Below are 19454 nucleotides of genomic sequence, written 5' to 3'. Positions count from 1 at the left end.
TCCTTTCAGTTGAAAACTGAAGCCAGCACCTGCCGGTAGTTCTCGATCACATCATCCCGATACTTCTCCATCGTCGGGTGCAGAAACGGCCTTGGAGGAATCACTATTACCGCACCATTGGGCTGCTGGATCGTCGCTCCATATTCCATCACCGCTGCAACATTGGCCAGACTTTCTCCGTTCTTGTAAGCACTGGTCCGCAGCAGGCCGATAAACGCCTGGTCGGCCATAATCTTCTGAGTGATGCTATTAATTAGAAATCCAGTATCTATCAAAGCCTTCGAAGACCCCTTGCGCTCGATAGTAACCTGTGCAAGCGGAGTGAACTGCTTGCCGCCCGGTGCCTGGTCGCGTATCCCTCGCTTAATCTCCCGAACAAGAAGCAAGGCATTTTTGATAGTAGCCTGCCGGATGGCCAGAGTGAGACGCATTCCCGGATTACCGGCGAGTCTAGCCTTTGCTTTCTCCCAATCACCGAATCGCTTAACTCCCATGCAGTCTCACCAGTTTCAAGGTCTTGTGCGTAACGACACCAAACAGTAACTGCTCAACAACTGTCTGCACCCGGAAATTGCCGCTGCCTATCTGAACACGATCCCCTGATCTCACATCCAGGTCCGGAAGAACACTGGATACAGCGTCTATTCTGTTTGCGATATCCTCAGGGGGTGTGCGCACGAACTCCAGCTTGAAAGCGCACAACTCCGAAAAGGATTCGTCGTCAGAGCCATAAAGCTGCTCGCCAGCCTGCTTACGCAGGAGAATTGCTTCCTGGCCACACGACTCAATAAGCTCACGAACATCCGCTGCGGCAGATATCTTTTCAGAGTCCGACATCAGTGACAATGTCTATGCCTGTGCCCATAGATGACCGGCGTGAGGTCGGGAGTGAGAATATCATCATCGCCTGCACCCGGTCGGATATCGTTTAGCCGCTCACGGTATGCCGCGTTCAAGTCCTCCTCAAGCTTCGCCCAATGCTCGGGCCGGCTTGTCTTGTCGACCTTTTTATCGCCGGAGGAGAACGAGAACGCGTTAGCCGTGGCCGCCCGCATAAATCGGCACGCTTCGATCCTGGCCTGAAGGAGAATCATCTCCTGAGTGATGTCGTCCGGCGTGGGGTCGATTACTCCTTCCACCACAACCATCTTCACTTCAAGGTCCCAACCAACAGGATAAATGCTTCTCAGAACACATCGAGTAAGCACTTCATCGCTGAACCTCTCAGCATTCGGGTCGGCCAGATCCGTGCGCAGCAGGACGGCGAGATCCGCTATTGTCATTCATTGGCTCCCGGAAGTTCTGATGAACTTCCACTCGCAGTTGTCGCCTTATCGCCATTGGTCCCGGCATTTGAATCAGCAATACCGCTGCCGTCGTTGCCACTGGTCCTGGGCGCACGCTCCTTAGCCTCGGTCTTTGCCGCTGAACTACGCGAACTTGGCTTGGGCTTAGATTTGGCCTCCGGCTCAGGGTCTATCCGTGCAAGCAGACCATCATCGATGCACCTCTGCATCTGAGCAGTAAGGTTCTCCACTTCAGCAGTCTCGCCTGGCGCGAGCTTGAGCTTTGCGTCAGCGAGTATAAGTGTCCCTGGTCTCACATTTTTAACTTTAATCACGGCTACCTCCCAAGCAACCATACTTACGCAAGAATCTTGATTTTGGCGAGAATGTCGGGCCGAGTTACTCCCTGACCGATTTCAGACCATACGAGCCACCCGGTCTTAAAGCGCGTCTTCTGCTCGATTGCCTCAGTCTTAAGTGACTCACGCACAGGCATCTTTCCGATCTCCTCATCCGGCACAAGCAGAATCTCGTCCATCTCAGCCGACGCGGTAAGCATAATGCCACCGGTGCCGTAGTTCTTAATGACACCCTTGGTCCGCAGTTCTGCACGGGTCTCCGGGTCGAGGTCCCAGTCGCGCATATCGTTGAACAGCCGTCCTCGCATGACGATGTATTTAACCGAGAGCTCAAGGTCCTCGATTATCGAAATGGCTTCGTTCAAGGCATCATCGGTGAGCTTGCCGCCCGTGACCTCAATGGTGTTTGCGGCAGGAACCGCAGCCGAAAGCACGGTGAGCGTGCGCCTGTCCAGCTCTTTTCGAATCTGGTCGGCTGCAGATGTCTGGATGTCCATAAGCGTGCCGATGTTGCCATTCTTGAGCACGCCAATGTCAACCATAGGCGTAGAATGAAGTCGATTTGTAGGGAACTCGACTTCCTCAAGCCCAAGCTCCTGCTCTCGCGCCTCACCTTCTGTGCTTATCCAATAAGCCTTAACCTTGGGCTTTTTCTGATAGATTGGCCGTTCGCCCTTAGGCAAAGTGTGCTGAGTGAGGAGGAGCGACGTAATCTCCTTACGCTTTATTTCCTGCTCGATTGGATCGGCAATTGCCGCTGCAAGAGCACGCATCCCATCAGGAGACTCCAATGCCTCGCTCATGAGGCGAGCCATGGCCTCCATATATTGCTGGCTATGCACATCTATTTTCGTTTCCACGTCTTCTCCTCTTCCTAGATAAGCAGGCGGAACTTCAGTGTCCCCGCCGACATTGATATCGCCCTGGCCACGACCTCATCGCCCTCTGCGACACCCGAGGTGAGCTTGCCGTTCGCCGAAACCTTAAGATCGTCATTTGCATTGATGGTGCCTTCGTAGACGTCGGTTTCGTACACGCCACCCATGCAGAAAATGCCGGGCATATCGCCCGCTTTATAATCCTTCGCCAGCGTGCCAAAGCTTTTGGCCTGCGGGTCTGTATTGACGGCGAACAAGTCGTTCCCGACCAGTTTCACGAACTGGCCGCACGAACCCACGCCCTGCAAATAGCCATCGCCATACGCGAGACCACGATGATTTGGATTAAGAAACGACACTTTACAACACCTCCAGTGTTTATTTGCTCTGACCCGCGCCTACGCGATCTCGATATGCGACCATGAACCCGTCGCGCAGCTTGTCCTCAAGGCTGGTCTTTTTGTCGTCCACATCAAGAGGGCGCACACCTGCGTCAGTCCGCATCTGCTTGTCAGTCTGATCCGATTTGGATTCAGATTTGCCTTTGTCGCCCGCGCCGTCTGCCTCAGACGACTTTGAATCAGCCGGTTTTGTGCTGATAGCACGATCATATGCAGCTTCGGTTGCAGCGAATGCATCGTCCGAAAGTTCAGAAAGGCGACCCAGCTCCTTCTCGCGCTCATCGTCAGAGGCGAAGCTCATGCCTGACTTTTCGAGCTTGTCTATGAGTTTCGCGGCGCGAGACTTGTTTGCGACAGCCTTGCTTTCGGCTTCAAGTTCAGCAATCTGCTTCTGCATGTCTGAAACCTGCTGCTTGAGCTGCTTGTTTTCGTCTTCAAGCTCTTTTATCCGAGCCTTGTCATCCATCGAAGCACCCCCGCCGCCGGAGTCCTTCTTCTTGGCAGCCTCTTCGCGCTGCTCGTCTGTCAACTGGTCTTTCTTATCATCGTCCACTGAGTCGCCTCCTGAAGTTGTGTGCCCCGTCATGTCCGAGGCAACTTGTGTTATGCGTGCGTTCTCATCCGCACCCTTACGATCCAAAAGTCCAAGGCCAGTAAATGTGACACCGTGCAAAATCTCGAAGACCGGCTTACCCTGATACTCGCCGCCCTTGGATTTTCGGAGATGGATGCAGTAGTCGCTTTTGTTTGTCACCTTCTTGCCACAGACGGAACACTCGCCCGATTCGTAGTCGCATTCCATAGAGACCTGCGCGATGATCCCGCGTTTCATGAGTTTGTAAGCGAGGGCGGCAGTGGGAGAGTCGGCCACATATAACTCCCCAGCACACTCGACCCGACCGCCGGTCTCATCCTCCACAAACTCGGAAGCAATGATGCCGCCGACAATATCCGTCAAATCCTGAGAGTGTTTTAGATCAATTTTCTTGTTGATGGCCGTTGTGTAGCGTGACGCTAGTTCATCTGCTGTAAAGTGATCGCCATTCTTGTTCGTCCCCGCTCGGCACATAATAAAGCCGAATTGTGGATCACCGGCGTTGGGATTGATGTCCACGGCCGACGCTGAAAGACTACTGTCACCGGAGATGGCCACTTCCACAGGAATGGATGTGTGACAATTCGCTGCAAGCGACGCTGCTGTAGATTTCGGAACACGGCCACTGTTCGACGCCACGAAGAGCAGTTCACGGGCAGTCTTTCCCTCGCTGCCTTTTCCCAGAACAATGCCATATTCGACGTCCATTCCTCTGACCCGGACATGCCCAAATCGCTGGGCGAACATGTCCTTGATTTCTTTCTCTGTGGGAAATGCGCGGTCCCGGTAGGACATAATCACGGTCTCATACTTGCCGCGCGCTTCGGAAGCAAGGTTGTCTATGAGGGAGCGGATACTGTCACGGTCGTAATGCGTGCGCGATTTGTAGCTGCGGCGGTTGTCGTTCAGGAGTTCCTTATCCGCCCAGCGGTTCATGAGACCCTCGACAAAGTGCAGCGAAAATTCGTAATCGTTGTTAGAAAACTCCGTGATGTAAGGCGGGTCGAGGTACAGCACATCGGCACCGTACTTGCGCACTGCCTCCACTGCATCCCCGCAGAATGCCTTGCATTCCTGACCGTTATCGAAAACGAGCTTGTTGAGCTGGCTGGCGTAGCGCCTGAAGCTCTCGACCATATGCGTTACTGGAATGCTTACGAGTTGGTTTTCCTTGATACCTGCGTCAGCATCCATATCTGCTTTGAGGTTGATCTTCGAGCGGTGGAACTGCCCGAACATGGATTTCGCCTTCACCGTGTTGCCGAGTGCGGCAAGAGCCAAATCTTTCTTGTAACCGGAGAGCTTCTGGATGTTCGACCATACCTGATCCAGCCACGCCAGGACTTTCTTGGTGTAGTAGTAGCCGTGGAAATTGTCGACTATGAACGTGCCTGCATTGGAATTTGGTGCAAGGATGCGTTCGATATCCTCATTCGAAAGAGTCTCGTGAGAGTTCTCCACTACGGCGCGCGCAATATGGTACGGATAGAGCAGCAGGTCATTGGCGATGACCTTCATGCCCCTGCGCTTCAAATGATATGCAACATTGGCTCCACCGGAGAAGGCATCAAGCACGGTCTTTGCATCCTTGGGAACCTGTCGTTCAATCCAGCCGAGCATTACGTATTTGTTTCCCATGAAGCCTGTGACTTTGACGGGGTCATCGGTTCCTGCCTGGCAGGAAAGCAGATCAAGGCTTTCGGCAAACGGCGCATCCGCCAGAGCCTGCATATTGTCCTCGATGCGGACCTCGGCCTTTGATGCTTCCAGTTCGTGTTCGGTAATCCACTGCTTTGCCTTCTCCATCGTCCAGCCATAGGCGTTATCATCCGTTTTCTTTGCGAACCTGTAAGACTGAAGGACCATGGATTTTGGGTCGTGGCCATCAGGAACGAATTCTTCCTTAAGCCTGCCGGTAATGATGGAGATGCCATCAACGCCTTCGAGGGCTTTTCGTCTAATACTATCCGGCTGGAACTGCTCGGGATCGCGCACGCGATAGCGAATCTCGTTTGCAGTCTCATCCCATTCTGCCTGTGTCTGCATTTGTGAGCATGCCGGACGTACAGACGCTGCCTGTTTCATCTCTTTCGCGCGGCTACAGATAAACAACCGCTCCACCGCATCTGAGTTCTCAGAATATTTCGATGAAATGCTGTAACGATGCTTCTGAGACTGCATCCGGCTGGACATGCCGTTTACCGAGATGATCCCTTTCATCTCGCTCTCGTTGGGATAGGCATGGTCACGATATGAAATGAGCCAGTTCGGAATGTGCCTAGCGTTGGCCAGAAACGTACCGAAGAACTCGTTGGCATTTGCCTTCGTGACCGACTTGTGGTCGGTCTCGTAATGACGGGTTTTCGAGTCTGTATTGATCTCAAGGCCATCCCAGTAAGTCATCAGGCCTTCGATGAAGTGATAGCTTTTCTCGTAGTTGGTTGTCGAGAACTCTGTCGCGTAAGGAGGATCGAAGTAGGCCAGTTCGACCCTTGCATCGGAAAGCACGTCATTGATATCTTTCCGATACGCCTTGCACTCTTTGCCGTTGTTGAATATGAGGGCGTTTATGCGGGCGATGTTGTCCGCGAATCGATTGCGGAACTCCTCCGGCGAGTCCTGGAACTTGCCATAATTCGTAGACGAAGAGAAGTGCCCGAACCCGCCCTTACCCGAGAGGCAGGTCTTACCCAGAGCAAACAGCGCGATGTCTTTTTTGAAGCCATCGAGTTTGTTGATGTTGGCTCGGATGGTATCGATAATTGCGTGGACGCCGCTGGCGAAGAAGAGTCCCTTGAAGTTGTCGCGGACGAAGGTTCCAGCTTTCGGATTGTCTGCCAGAAGCCCGTCCAGTTCATCCTGGCTTATGCGTACACTGTCATTTTCGATGATTGCACGCGCGGCATGATATGAGTAGTGGAGCCGGTCGTTAGCCAGAACGCACAGACCCTTGGTCTTATACATATACGCCACAACAGCCGAGCCGCAGAACGCATCAAGAACGGAGCCGACATCTTCCGGCGTGTTCTTCCAGATCCAATCGACGAGTTTCTGTTTCGAGCCGATGTAGTTTGTTATGTATTTTGGCCGCTTATCTTCCGGCAGTTCCTCGGTAATAAGCTCGGCCGCCTGTGCGAGAAGAAGCTCAAGGTGGCGCGAAGCATCCGTCTCAAGAAGAAATGCCAGCCGATCCAGGTCTGTGGCGAAAAGCTGCATGTATCACTCCGACATTCAACAGGCCAAAACAAAAAGGCCCTCTATTTGATATGTACTTCTGAAATCCAGAAAGTGTCGAAATAATTTTGTGGTGTGCGATGCTGGAAGTTGGATAGGGCAAGTGCGTTGACTTTAGCGATCTGGTGGTTCTCCGTATAATAGCTCCGAGAATCACTGACAAGACTACACGGACCACTCGGGTGATTCGGGCCACAAAACGGTGTCGGCTCGACACGTGAGGACCGCGCTGGAAAAGATAGACGAGCTTTGCAAGGGATGCTCAAAGTAAAGCGCGCGCCCGGTTTGCGGCGGTCAGCGGGATAACAATTATAAAGCCTATCGGCGAATCGGCACGCAGCAGCAATCAGGGCTGCTTATCTCGGAGAACACGAAGCGCCATCTTTTGACCGGCGACCTTCTCCAAAGCATTTATGAGCTGATCCTTATTCTTGATGGACCCGATGTTATGCCTGGCTTTCGCAGCAGCGAGCGCTTTTCCGGCAAGACCTGAGTGATCCACTCCGGGTTCGAGCGTATCCAGCATTTCAATAACCTCGCTCTTCGTAAGGCTCAGAGGAATACCTTGATCTTTGGCCATCTCCCTGAGTTTGGCCACGCTGAGAGCGGCAAGACCTTCCTGAGAGATCGCGTTCTTCGCGGCTTCCTCAAGAGCCTTCGCCTTCCTGATTGCAGCCTGCTTTTCGGCCAACAGCTTCACGAGTTCGTCTTTACCCCGTAACGCCGCGATGTTGTACTGCCCTATCTTCGCCTGCAGCACCGCTCCCGATAGATCACTGTGGTGAACCCCCGGCTCCACCAGATCAAGCAGCTTGATGAAGTCGGACTTGGTGCGCGCGATTGATATGCCGTTTTGTTTTGCCAGCGTCTGTAGCTGTTTTACCGTAAGGGCGCTCAAATCCGCGATCTGGCCTGACTCGAATGCGCCCTTGAGCATCTTCTCTTCCTCTATCTTCCGTCTTGCCTGCTCCTGGATCGCCTGCGGAGATAGAATGCAGGCGGGCTTATCCTTGGTAGCCGCAGCGCCGAGTTCGCCGCCGCTTACAACCAGCGGCCATGCTGGCAGAGACTGGCAGCGGCATAGAGGATGTGCCGGGATGTTGGGGAATTTGTCAATGTCGAATACTTGGCCGTCGAGACCGCCGCAGACAGGGCACATCCGCTCGTCTTCCACAGCCATCCATTCGAGCTTCTGAACGCCGACCTGCTGGTAAAACTTGATGCGACCCTGGTTGTGAGCGCGCAGGACTTCGGTGCGGGCAATCATCTCCATGCGATACTGCGCCCGGCTGAACACCTTGCTTCCCGCGTTGCGGAATGATTCCTTGTTCTCGATGACCCTGCCCAGGTCGCGGACGATGTCGTCTACCCCTTTGCCTGTGGCAATCCCGGAGAGGATCGTGCGCTTGATGCCGTCTGAAAGCTCCCGATGCACATCGGCTGCAAGCACGAGGTTGTAGTTGACAATAAAATCGAGCGCGTCGGTGTCGATAAGGGTAAACATAGACGTGGTGAGCTTGTCTATCCCGTCTGGTGCAAGATCACGGTAGAAAGGCAACTGCGCCGCGACGAATTCCCCGATGCCGTGATATATGCCAGACCTGAACGACGCGCGGGAAGCCTTGCGGAACACCAGAGTCTGCTCTTTCTTGAGCGTCTTCATCAGGTCGCCTATCTCCGCGTCCAGCTTCTCAAGACCTTTCAAGGCGGCGAGTTTGTTGTCGGGCAGTGACCCCAGGCTCTTATAGTTGAGGAGCACTTTGCGTACCTGTTCCTGCGCGGTCTTTAAGGACTGTGTCAGTTCGTGCGCGATCTGCTCGGAGTATAGGTCACGGGCATGTAGACTCTTGAGCGTGGCTTCGCGGATCGCCTGAGCCTGCGGAGTTAAATCCGATGCAATAGTGCAGATCATCTTTGTCGCACGAAGAAGCGGCATGCCGGGGAATCGAAAGTTGTCTCGGCTTGCGTGACTCCGCAGCAGTTGTGATCCTCGCCAAAGTAGGCACAGGAGTCGCACATCTCGCCGACACCCACGCTGGAATAGAGGGACGCGGCTGTCTGGCCATCCGGTCGGTTCTTCGCCGGATCGAGGCCGAGCATCTGCTGCGCGGTCTCTATACTCATTATCCCGGCCACGACCATGTCCACGATTGGCTTGACCTGCTTCTCATCGAGCAAGTCGACCGACTGACCCTCGTGCTGCCGATTTGCCGTCTCGGTATCCGGGTCAAGGTCCATCTTCAATTGCAGACTTGATCGGCTTATGAGTTTCCGGTCGTATAGCTCGATAAGGAGCTTCTTGAAGTCTACCGCATCGGTCGGATCGAGGTCGTTGAAGACGAACTGGACGCTTTTGCCCTGATGCCCCGCGATCTCCAGCCAGTCGTCGAACACCCAGTCGAGTATGGTTTTCGCCGCATGCTTAATCTCGCGGATCATGATGAGCATCTTCTGCATAGAGACTGATGCCGTGGCAAAGTTGGGGCCGTCGCCAGCCACAAGAGAACGCGACAGGCCGAGAGCGACGACGATGTCTTCCTTGACATCCTTGACTTTGTCCTCGACATTGAGAACCTGGCCTTCAGTACCGTGGGTCTCGACGGTGATGTAGAACGGCACGACCAGGCCGCTTTTCATATCCATTCTGTTGACCATGTCGCGTGTCTGTTCGAGCATCTTCTGGTCGGGCATTATCATCTTCTGACCGAATGCACCGCCGACTTTGAGCAGGCGAAACGGTGTCGCCCAGCGCTTAGCTATGGCCTGTTCAGCCCTTCGGTAGTCACGCAGCAACTCGATGGACTGGAAGGCCGGAAGCACGAGTGAGTTGCCGCGAGGGGAAAACGACGGCGCGTCCCACTTAAGGTGCAGGGTCTGCTCAATGGGCAGCTTCAGGCCGTCGCCTACAGCCAGACCATCACCGGGAAACTGCTGAATTTCGATTAGCTGGCACTGAGCGTATTTGACCTTAATCGAGATCGGGTTCACGCACGTCAGCTCTTCGATGTCTCTGCCATCTTTTGCGTAATGCTTGAAGCCTACTGCGTCGCCTTTAACGAGAAGTTGGAGGACCATGTCTTTTACGAACTCAGAGATGCCGAGCTTGTCGGCAAGATCGTTTGCCTCGGTCTTGACGGTGTCGTCGTTGCTGGATATCCGTATCTCGTCTCCAACGGCAAACGTCCGCCAGGAGTTGATGCAGTTTTTGACAAGCGGCTCCTCGACGTAGTAATCCCAGGCTTTCTTAGCGCGCTCTTCCCAGGTCTTTGGGATGACATCAATTGCATTCACACCGGCAAACGTGGAGGAGTCTAGTGCCGCCGCTGACGCAAGCGGCGCAACGACAATACCGTCGGTCCGCATGCCCGGCTGGTCGGACACAGCTTTTCGTGGCCCTGATCGTCGTCTGGAGTTTTTCATTATAGGATACTCGCTGTCTTGAAGTCGGTAATGGCACACAAGAGTGCCTCTACTTGATATGTACTCGCCAAAACCGGGAAGTGTCGGAGTAATCCGCAAACGGCCTGACGATACCCCTGGTTTCCGCACGGGTGGCAACGAGCTTGCAAACCCATCGTAAATACTGGTGTTTGTCGAATCATATAAGTAGCACAACAAGAGGCATGAGCACCATTGCAGGGAAATGAAGCGACAAAATCCCCTGACTAAAGCGCAGAGGTGATAAGTATAAAACACATCAAAACACAATTGATCTATGCAGCGAGCGCTTTGGTGTCAAGGGTTGTCCTTGAGTGCCTCGAATGGCAAGCACGACCCGGAGCTTTCCGAGATAATCGTCATAGCATGGGCGCTGCGTATTCCACTTGCGACACTTCTTGCACTTGTGGAATCGGCGCTGCCGGAAACATAGACTGCCTCAGAAAAATATCGGGTCGGTAAGCACCGGCATGACACAGACCGTCTCCTCGGTTACATGGTCCAGGCTTCTCTGTTCCCGCACCAGCATCGCGCAGCGCACGGCGTCGATTATGTGGTCGTTGCCTTTGGAGTAGATGACATTGCCGTTCGAGAGAGTATATGTGTGAGTGGTGAACTGGTCCTCTATCTCAAGATCGTCGGCAGGCAGGACTAGCTGCCTGCGCTGGAGCACGCCGTTAATAAGACTGGTCATAAGCTCCTTGGTACGCTTCTTCACCTCCTGGCCTTCGCGCACGGCAAGTGTTGTCATACCGCCGAAGTCGTAACCGCGCAGTCGACCTTCAAGCTGGAGAGGTTTATATTTGTCGAGTGTGAGTAGTTCCTGCACGACCGCCAGACCGTTGCCGCCATTGTCCACACCGATCCCGACCGGAGTGAAATATCGCTCAAGCAGGCTGATCGTCTGAGCAATGTGCGGGTATGAAACGTGCTCCATGTGGATTCGCAGCGCGAGTTTCACGACCGAGCGGTCCCCGACCTCTATCTCCTGAAAGACGACGATCTCTGTCGGGTCATTGGTGTAACCCAGGTCGCCGCCTATCCAGAAGACGCCGGTCTGCGGCATCAGGTTCAGGAGCATCTCCAGGCGGTCGTATGATTCTTCTTCAGTTACGCAGTCGCGCATGCCCTCGCCAGTTATCACGACCTTCAAATACTCCGGCATTTCCTGTCGGCAGAGGTTCAAGTGCTCGACGTTGAACGCACCGTAGGACGGCTTGCCGTGTTCACCGGCGACCTCGTGCTGCCAGCCCGCAGTGTCGCGTCCACCGTAGAACTCAAGGAGTTCGCGTTCGCGCTCCTCACTCCAGTCCGGGTTTATCCACGACGGCCACCTGAATACCTCAAACTGCGGCGACGTCGTGAGCCGGTAGTAGGTGGTGTTCCGCAGGCCGTTCGGAGTCGAGTATATACGCAGTCGTCCTCCGGCCTTGAGGCACTGCCGGAGAGCCTTCCATGCCTTTTCGGTGAGCCATGCGCCTTCGTCTACCCAGACACGCTCGACGTGCAATGATCTGAAGGCGTCGCCGTAGGCCCCGGCAGGTCGGAAATAGAGGACCGCGCCGTTGGTGAACTCCAGTCTGAAGTACGGCTTGCGTGTGATCTTCGGCTTACCGTATTTGGTGAGGGCAATGCTTCTCATAAGCTCGGAGTTGGAATCGAGTTGAAACTCAATCTCCTCAATGAGCGTATCGAGGTGTCCCTGGTGGGGAGCAGCGATGAGCCCCTGGCCGCCGCGTTTGGTAAAGGCGAAGTGCAGAGCATCAGTCGTAAGCGATATCGACTTTCCGCAATCACGGCCGTCGAGGTGGATGATGTTCCGATCCTCGCACTTGAGGTCGTCGATCTGGTGTGGCCAATAACTGCGCGCGGAACCGTCCCGATTGCGCAGGTACTTCTCACCCCAGAGCACCGGGTCCCGCAGCGACATTCCCAGTCTTTCTTCTTCCGACGTTATCTCAACCAACTGTTTTTCCTCCGCTTTTTCTCGCACATTCGAGGCAAGAACCCTTGACTTCAAACGCGATATGAGTGATCCATGTGAACAACACAACCACTGGAGGTAGTGAAATGGAACAGAAAACACTACACGAGGCCATTGAGGAACACGTTGAATACCTCAAGAGCCAAGGCAAGAGCGAGCGCACCCTTTACACGTATGGAAAGGACTTCGAGCAGGTTGAAGCTTACTTCGGCCCTGACAAGAAGCTCCGCTCGATCCTCATTCCCCACGTCTCCGGCTTTCTCAAGTCGGACATACTTCTCAAAATGCACGGCGACAAAGACCGTTCGGAAATCACGATCAAGAAGACCATCCGCGTCTTCCGAGTTTTCCTTGCCTGGTGTTTGGAGCGGGGCTACATCAGCAAGCTCCCGCTACCAAAGGACGTCCCACTTGGCCACAGTCTCAAGACTACAGACGAGGTGACAAATGCCGACGAACACATCGATCCGGCTGCTGCAGCCTAGCAGCAGTCTCGAACAGGCAATAGATGACTTCGCGGTAAGGCTCCGGGCACAAGGTCGCTCGGAGCTTACCGTTTCCGCCTACCTGCGCGACCTGCACTGCTTTGCCAGAGCCATACCGGGCATTGGAATATACGAAGTGACGCCTACGATAATGGACACGGCGCTCGCCGATCCCGCACTGATCTGCTCCGAAAATGGCTCGCTGAAGTCCCCTGCGACAATGTATCGGCTGAAGGCCACGCTGCGAGCCTTCTTCACCTGGGCTGCCGAAAGCGGCCTGGTGGAATCCAACCCGGGCAGGTCGATCACGTCCAGACGACTCTCCCGTAAGCTGCCGAAGTTCCTCACCGAACACGAGAAGCGCAGGCTTATTAAGGAACTGCACGACCGAACCAGTCCGCTCGCACGCCGCGACCGGGTCATCTTTGAACTCTTCCTCGGCACCGGAATTCGCATAGCCGAACTTGTGAGCCTCGACATCGACGACGTCGATCTTGACGGCAAACACATCTACATCACAGGCAAGGGCGGCATCCCGCAGGCCAAGTTCCTGAAATCGTCCCTGCGGACGCTACTGCGCAGTTACCTCAAAGAGCGCCACCGACTGACAGGCTCCGAGGTCACCGCACTGTTTGTTTCCTCTCGCGGAACGAGGCTCTGCTGCCGACAGATCGCCCAGCGCCTTGCTTACTGGCTCGGCAAAGCCGGAATCCAGAAGAACGTCACGCCGCACGGACTGCGGCACACCTTCGCTACTCACCTCTATGCCGCTACTTCCGATGTGCGGCTGGTCAAGGAAGCCCTCGGCCACCTATGCATCGGCAGCACCGAAGTCTACACTCACCTTGCGAACGAACCACTCGAAGACGCGATAGAGCGACTCTGACCTCGCGCCGTGCCGGGAAGAACTTCAGCACCGAGGCATTTCCCGGCCGCCGCTTGTTCCGATAATGAGTGTTATCTGACATTGCGTCTGCAGTCCCCCTGTTTTTCACGCGTGATTTCACCCGGTTTTACAGGGTCGCGCCGGTGTTATCTGAACTGTTTTTCGCGTTTTCACAGACTTCCTCACAAGATTGTTGTTGCAAATAGCCCGGTTCAGGGGTATAATTTGAATGTTAGAATATCTGATATTCCGGCAGGTTATTATGAGCAAACTACAGACTCAAGAAACCAGTAAAGTCGGCAAACGTGGCACAGTTGTTATTCCGGCAAAGCTGAGGAAGCGCTTCGGGATCACCGAAGGCTCACTAGTTATTGCCGAAGAAACCGGCGACGGCGTTCTGATACGCCCGGCTGTTGCGCTTCCCATAGAGAGCTATTCCCCTGAAAGGATCGCTGAGTTCATTTTGTCCAATGCGATTGACTCGGCTGACTATGCATCGGCTGTTGAAGAGGTAAAGCGAATGCGCCTTGACCCTGAAAACATACCTCACAAAAAGCCGGAGTAAAGTCGTATGGACAAGGTCTTTCTGGACGCCAACGTCCTTTTTTCAGCTGCATATCGTCAGGACTCACGCCTTACGGACTTGTGGTCACTGGACCAAGTCGAACTAGTGACATCACGTCTGGCACTGGAAGAAGCACGCCGCAACCTTGCCGCGCATAGACCAAGCGCCCTGCTTCGCCTGGAAGAACTCTGCAACGTAATTACGATTATAAACATCTCAGAATCATCGCTGCCCGATGAGATAGACATTGCAGACAAAGACGCTCCCATTTTGGCTGCCGCCCTGCACGCGCAATGTTCGCACCTCGTCACCGGCGACTGCCAGCACTTTGGAGTTTTTTTCGGAACCTCCGTGCACGGCGTTCTAGTACTCACACCCGCACAGTACCTGAACAGCCGCAAGTCAACGCAATAGTCACTATTTCGCTTCTTCCGAATCAGGAGTGGGATTATCGGCTTTTGCTTTCTCGGCCTCGGCGTACTTCTCCAAGAGTGCAGTCGCCCATTCGGCAGGCGTGGTCTCGTCACCTCGAGCATCTGCTCCCTCGCGGCTGATCTTAGTCGTCTTCAGGTCTTTCATGTGGCATCGGATCATCCGGTCGAGCCTTTCGGCGGCGTCCCAGTCGCCAGCCTCCTGCGCGCGGCCCAGCTTAAGGAAGTATACGGCCACCAGTTCGACTTGAATGAAGTCCGAGCTTTTGTTGAACACAAAGTCCTCGTAAAGCTGCGCTATGATTGCCTCGAAGATGGGTTTCTCCTCCGGCGTAAGGAACCGGTCCGCGTAGATGCCGTGCTTCAGCGCATTGGTGTTGCCTTCGGGAGCGCCGCCCTTATTTATAGGCTCGGCATTCCTTTTCCAACGGTCCATTCCGTCGTGATCTCTGACGCCGACCTCAGTCTCAGTCTGTTCGATTTGCTTGTCGTTAGTCATCAGTGTGTTCCTATCGCTTATGTTGTTACGGCAAGTCGGAGTCGGGCGAGAGAGGCGCATCAAGCCTCATTTTGTACCTGCCGCAGCCGGAAATAACGTCTGCTGAGCCGCCGATACTGTCGATTGAGTATCGCTTCCGAACGGGTCGTCGCCCGCAGGCACTACTTTTCCACCAAACACGTGCTTGACCTCGTAAATCTGCTTAACGGCTTCCGACGAGGAACCTATCATCAGGCTCAACTCGTCCATCATGAAACGAACTTTATCGGTCCACTTATCAGGCACGACTACCGAGTCGTCGCGGACGAACACCACAATGTCTTCAACTATGGAAGATTTGATGCAGGCGTAACCCCGAGTTGCAAGCACGTATTCCAGTTTTTGAGCTTGCTCGGATTGGGAGGAACCACTCTGCGCTGTCTGCCGCTGATGTGCCTCCCATGCATCATCTTGTGCCTTTCGGTAGGCGGTAAATGTCCGCTCGGACGGAGGGACAAAGGATTTCGCGCTCGTGGTCTGCACAGCCTGAAGTAGAGCTTCCTCGCCAATATGCTTTACGGCCCATTCGTGGATAGTGTTGAACTGATAGCGGAGTCCCTGGAAGAGTTCGGGCTTCATCTTGCCTGAATCATGCGCCTGTTTCACCTGGGTCATCTTGTCGCGCAGCCAGGCATAATAGGACGCGTCGAACTGGCGGTAGCAGACATCGAGCATAACTTCATGCCCGAACCGGATATCATCGGCCGCCCAGGAATCGAGGTTGGTGGCGACAAACAGAATGTCGCGTGCGAAGGGGTTCGGAGCGTCGCGGCCCTTGAAAACTGAATTTGTAGAGTCTGCATTTATGGTCTCTGGTCGACTTGCTTGTTCGACTGGCGGCAAGCAATTCAGCAAGCTCACAGTATACCTCCGCTGGAAATGTCCCCCAATTGATATGTACTCCTGGAAACCAGAAAGTGTCGGGGTTTCCTTGGGAAATCAATCAGCGGAGGTGAATGGGTGAATGCTCTTGAGTCTTGAACAGACCTTTCACCGGACCCTTTCACATGGTCTATTTAACTCTATTTGAGATTGATTTCTTATCTTATAACTATATAAAGGTGAAAGGGTGAAAGGTTATATATGTATACGTGTGTATGCGCGCGCGTGCATGTATGATACATGTGCGCACGCATGCGCGTGAGTGGATTACATGCGTGTAATATACATGCATGAAAAAACATGGGGGCGGACATGCCGGAAACCTTTCACCCTTTCACCGCGCGGCCGGTTTTGGACCGGATTTGAGCGTGAAATCCCTGGAATTCGGAGGGTGAAAGGTGTGTTTTGGACCTTGCGTAACTTATCGTATCCAGGTGAAAGGTCATCATCGAGTTATATGTCCGAAACTCGTGCAGACCGTCAGACCAATGCTAACGGTACCAGACTACACGAATCATCTGATTCGTCCACCTGGTTTTATACTCACTTTTACAATTAACGTAAACAAGGAGTATAATCGCGCCAGAGACTTGAAACGCGCTGAGGTGCCACTGTGTCTGAAATCACGACTGTCTTCCTGAGTTCTACATTTAAGGACTTGCAGGAACACCGCAAGAAGCTCATAGAGTTCTTCGATGGTTTGGACAGCTATAAGTGCATTTGCATGGAGAAATTTAATGCACGTGATCGGGATTCGGATGAATTCTGCAGGGCTAAAGTAGCTGAGTCCGATATCTTCGTAGGAATAATTGGCCATGTATATGGAAGCTGCTTTTCCAATGGACAATCATATACCGAACGAGAGTACAACACCGCTGTTGAATTGAAGAAGCCGCGTCTAATGTTCTTGGCTCCAAATGATTTCTTAGTGCCTGCTAATCTGATGGAGAATAACATCGAAAAGCAAGCAAAGCTAAAACAGCTCAGAGCACGCGTGGAAAACGAGCAAATACGTGCAACGTTCAATAGCCCAGATGAGCTTGTAAGAGCAGTTTGCAAAGCACTCTTGGATATGGAAAACGAAAAGCGCAGTGGAATTGACATCGATCTCAGAAATAGGACCTTAAATGATTTGCTGAGCGCATCTCATGCTCGGTGTGTAAGAAGGTTGATTGCAACAGGATTGCCAGAAGAACAAGCTAAGCTATGGATTGATGATGTTAGCTTTGGGCTTCCAGGCCCGTGGTTGTACAAACACATGCAAGACAAGCGGATTATTATCACAGGTGATATTGGATCTGGAAAATCGCTAGTTGCAGAACGTTTGCATCAAGTTGCAGTAAATGCCGCCATAAGTGATCCGAACGCCCCAATTCCAATCTATCTCACCGAGGCTGCATTGAAAACAGCTGCAATCGATCTTAAGGCCGCCGTCCGCGATTTTTCAAGAGGTCTGGGAGAACCTGGAATCTCTGGTATTTCGCTTATTCTTGATGGTCTGGACGAATGCGGCAACGATACTGCCATCCGACTTATTGATGCGGCTAGAGAAATGAGCCTGATGTGGTCAGACTCTCAAATCATTATGACGAGCCGTTCAACAATCCCAGAGTTAAAACATCTGACGGAAGAGGAAGCCAGGGTCGACGTACCACCTTTAACCGATGATGAAGCCGCAGCACTGATCAATAGATGCGTTGACTGGGAATATCATGAACACAATCTTTACGGTCTCGATAAATCAGTGCGAGATGCCGTGCATTTTCCACTTTTTGCCCTTCTTCTTGGTACATTCATACGAAATAATAATATCATGCAGCCAAAGTCAGAAGGCGAAATGATTTCTTTTGTAGTGAAACGTGCATTACGCGGCGTTAGCGCAGATTTGGGAGAAGCGCTCCATCTTCTGTCACGGCTTGGCTGTGAATGCGTAAAACGAAACGGGCGAATACCTGCCGCAGAGTTTGGCAGCCTTACTCAAATTCAGCCTCTGCTTGATTCTCGCCTAGTCGTTGAAGATTCAGGAATGCTTGGCTTTGCATTGCCTCTGTTTCACGACTGGTTTGCTTTCCAGGCTCTCGCTCAAAGGAGGATATCACCCGAAGATTTGTCCGACAGCACCAGCGTAGATAATTGGCAAGCGCCTCTAACCGTATTGACCGCGTCTGCGGACAACGATACCGCATCACATTATCTCGTTTCGATTGCTGAGAAACATCCTCGTTTAGCAGCAGCAATCGTTCGAAACGGGGTCGCCGAACGGGACGGGTTCAGAACTGCCAAGCTGCCTCCGCCAATTGAGTGCGGCAAGAGAATACGAACAGCTATGCAGGCGTGGGCAAACGGCCTGGGAGGATTGGCAAAATTGGTTGCCCCTGTAAATGAAAAGGGCATTGTCTATCGTGTTGGCATTTGTACTGACAACGATATGCTGACTGTTGGATGGTATTGCGGCAATGACATATCTGAGTATGTGTTTGAGGCGGACACTAAAGCATTGTTTTCTGAATCGATGCCCAAAGGTTATCAGTCAATAACATGTTCGAGCACAAGCGACCAGCCGACTTGGGCGTGGCGATGGACATACGATGAGCTTGTGGAAAAACTGGCGGAAATATTACAGGCAAGGAAGCTGCCGGTTGTAATAGGCCCTATGGCATATGAAGCAGCTTGGGATACTGCAGCCAATTTGTGTGCCTCCTATAAGGGGTTGGAGCAGCCCATATCGCTATCGGATATTGAAAGAGAACTGTCAGATATAGAAACTTGGATTTGCACGACACGTGATTCTGGCCACAAAATGGTCGTTTTGGGCTCAATGAATGTTCCCCATATAATAGAACCTCTCAAATCAGAGGTTGCTCGTTTGCGTGGCCTAGGTAAGACTCAAATAAATGCTCCTTGGCAAGGTCCCGACCTAATTCCTGAAAGCAAGATTATTACTGGTTATCCTTGGCAATTCTACAGCGAGGAAGCACTCTTGAAGCGTACTAGACAGGTGTACACAGCAGCTCTAGAAATGTACAAGATGATCGTTGAGCAATGGTTTCCAATGTTTTCCAGTCGCCTCAAGTCCTATGTTCTTATGCCAATGCGCTTAGTGGGGATTTTAAACGCCCCTCGCCTTGGCAAAGGGTTCGAAGGCTCTCCCGTCCTATCTTGGCATTTCGAAGCTTTGCCTGAAGGTGATGACAATCAGGTTTGCATTGACTACGGGCCTCGGCCTTCACATCCGTTTAGCAATCACGAAGCGATAAGAGGCAGTATTCAGAAGAATCGCCCTGGAATAGACTGGCTTCGTGCCTCTTCGCATCAAGAGATATTGAAGGTCTTTGGCGCTAGGCCGGCAACCGACATCGCCTACGAATGGCTTTGGAAAGATCTTGAGGACATTTCGTGGGTAAAAGGCACATTTAACCGCCGTAATCGCTTCTAGGTATAGAAGAGAGCTTTCATTTGAAAAGGTCGGAATGGCACCAATTCTGCCCTGGG

The 19454-nt window shown here is 52.9% G+C and carries 18 protein-coding genes; 6 read left to right on the top strand and 12 right to left on the bottom strand.

Features of this window, described 5'->3' with window-relative positions:
- Nucleotides 1-5: 5 nt before the first annotated feature.
- The 9 genes from ABFD83_14455 to ABFD83_14415 all read right to left on the bottom strand — a co-directional run bounded on the left by ABFD83_14455 (nt 6) and on the right by ABFD83_14415 (nt 10173).
- Nucleotides 6-494: a hypothetical protein gene (locus ABFD83_14455; protein MEN6358271.1), complete on the bottom strand. Its 489-nt coding sequence runs from the start codon at nt 492-494 to the stop codon at nt 6-8.
- Nucleotides 484-837 (bottom strand): hypothetical protein, encoded by a 354-nt coding sequence (locus ABFD83_14450; GenBank protein MEN6358270.1) that lies wholly within the window; start codon nt 835-837, stop codon nt 484-486. Before ABFD83_14450 ends, ABFD83_14455 begins: the two co-directional genes overlap by 11 nt.
- Complete coding sequence (locus tag ABFD83_14445; protein MEN6358269.1) at nt 837-1283, bottom strand: hypothetical protein; 447 nt, start codon at nt 1281-1283, stop codon at nt 837-839. Before ABFD83_14445 ends, ABFD83_14450 begins: the two co-directional genes overlap by 1 nt.
- Nucleotides 1280-1621, bottom strand: a complete 342-nt coding sequence (locus tag ABFD83_14440; protein ID MEN6358268.1) for a hypothetical protein — start codon at nt 1619-1621, stop codon at nt 1280-1282. Before ABFD83_14440 ends, ABFD83_14445 begins: the two co-directional genes overlap by 4 nt.
- A gap of 23 nt (nt 1622-1644) precedes the next feature.
- Nucleotides 1645-2505, bottom strand: coding sequence for an HK97-fold major capsid protein (locus ABFD83_14435; GenBank protein MEN6358267.1), 861 nt, complete (start codon nt 2503-2505; stop codon nt 1645-1647).
- A 14-nt stretch (nt 2506-2519) separates the two neighbouring features.
- Nucleotides 2520-2882 (bottom strand): hypothetical protein, encoded by a 363-nt coding sequence (locus ABFD83_14430; GenBank protein MEN6358266.1) that lies wholly within the window; start codon nt 2880-2882, stop codon nt 2520-2522.
- A 19-nt stretch (nt 2883-2901) separates the two neighbouring features.
- Nucleotides 2902-6735, bottom strand: coding sequence for a DNA adenine methylase (locus ABFD83_14425; protein ID MEN6358265.1), 3834 nt, complete (start codon nt 6733-6735; stop codon nt 2902-2904).
- A gap of 364 nt (nt 6736-7099) precedes the next feature.
- The gene (locus ABFD83_14420; GenBank protein ID MEN6358264.1) at nt 7100-8689 is read right to left on the bottom strand and encodes a minor capsid protein; all 1590 of its coding nucleotides are present in this window, start codon (nt 8687-8689) and stop codon (nt 7100-7102) included.
- Entirely contained in the window at nt 8662-10173 is a 1512-nt protein-coding gene (locus ABFD83_14415; GenBank protein MEN6358263.1) for a hypothetical protein, read from the bottom strand. Before ABFD83_14415 ends, ABFD83_14420 begins: the two co-directional genes overlap by 28 nt.
- A gap of 328 nt (nt 10174-10501) precedes the next feature.
- Between ABFD83_14415 and ABFD83_14410 the strand changes: the two genes are divergently transcribed.
- Nucleotides 10502-10624 carry a hypothetical protein gene (locus ABFD83_14410; GenBank protein MEN6358262.1) on the top strand — a complete coding sequence of 41 codons (123 nt, stop codon included), beginning with the start codon at nt 10502-10504 and terminating at the stop codon, nt 10622-10624.
- Nucleotides 10625-10630: 6 nt separating this feature from the next.
- On the opposite strand, the gene ABFD83_14405 is transcribed toward ABFD83_14410, so the two are convergent.
- Nucleotides 10631-12157, bottom strand: a complete 1527-nt coding sequence (locus tag ABFD83_14405; protein ID MEN6358261.1) for a hypothetical protein — start codon at nt 12155-12157, stop codon at nt 10631-10633.
- Nucleotides 12158-12261: 104 nt separating this feature from the next.
- Here ABFD83_14405 and ABFD83_14400 point away from each other — a divergent pair, with 104 nt between their 5' ends.
- From ABFD83_14400 to ABFD83_14385, 4 genes are all read left to right on the top strand, one after another.
- Complete coding sequence (locus ABFD83_14400; GenBank protein ID MEN6358260.1) at nt 12262-12660, top strand: hypothetical protein; 399 nt, start codon at nt 12262-12264, stop codon at nt 12658-12660.
- The gene (locus ABFD83_14395) at nt 12623-13546 is read left to right on the top strand and encodes a tyrosine-type recombinase/integrase (protein ID MEN6358259.1); all 924 of its coding nucleotides are present in this window, start codon (nt 12623-12625) and stop codon (nt 13544-13546) included. Before ABFD83_14400 ends, ABFD83_14395 begins: the two co-directional genes overlap by 38 nt.
- Before the next feature lie 262 nt (nt 13547-13808).
- Nucleotides 13809-14111 carry an AbrB/MazE/SpoVT family DNA-binding domain-containing protein gene (locus tag ABFD83_14390; GenBank protein MEN6358258.1) on the top strand — a complete coding sequence of 101 codons (303 nt, stop codon included), beginning with the start codon at nt 13809-13811 and terminating at the stop codon, nt 14109-14111.
- A 6-nt stretch (nt 14112-14117) separates the two neighbouring features.
- Nucleotides 14118-14525 carry a PIN domain-containing protein gene (locus ABFD83_14385; GenBank protein MEN6358257.1) on the top strand — a complete coding sequence of 136 codons (408 nt, stop codon included), beginning with the start codon at nt 14118-14120 and terminating at the stop codon, nt 14523-14525.
- Between the two features lie 3 nt (nt 14526-14528).
- On the opposite strand, the gene ABFD83_14380 is transcribed toward ABFD83_14385, so the two are convergent.
- Both ABFD83_14380 and ABFD83_14375 read right to left on the bottom strand, forming a co-directional pair.
- Nucleotides 14529-15041 (bottom strand): hypothetical protein, encoded by a 513-nt coding sequence (locus ABFD83_14380; protein ID MEN6358256.1) that lies wholly within the window; start codon nt 15039-15041, stop codon nt 14529-14531.
- A 66-nt stretch (nt 15042-15107) separates the two neighbouring features.
- Entirely contained in the window at nt 15108-15941 is an 834-nt protein-coding gene (locus tag ABFD83_14375; protein ID MEN6358255.1) for a hypothetical protein, read from the bottom strand.
- 634 nt (nt 15942-16575) lie between these two features.
- Here ABFD83_14375 and ABFD83_14370 point away from each other — a divergent pair.
- Nucleotides 16576-19398, top strand: coding sequence for a DUF4062 domain-containing protein (locus ABFD83_14370; GenBank protein ID MEN6358254.1), 2823 nt, complete (start codon nt 16576-16578; stop codon nt 19396-19398).
- Nucleotides 19399-19454 lie beyond the last annotated feature (56 nt).

This window comes from Armatimonadota bacterium (genome assembly GCA_039679645.1).
In the GTDB taxonomy this organism is placed as follows: domain Bacteria; phylum Armatimonadota; class UBA5829; order UBA5829; family UBA5829; genus UBA5829.
This window is presented reverse-complemented; position numbering and strand designations above follow the sequence as displayed.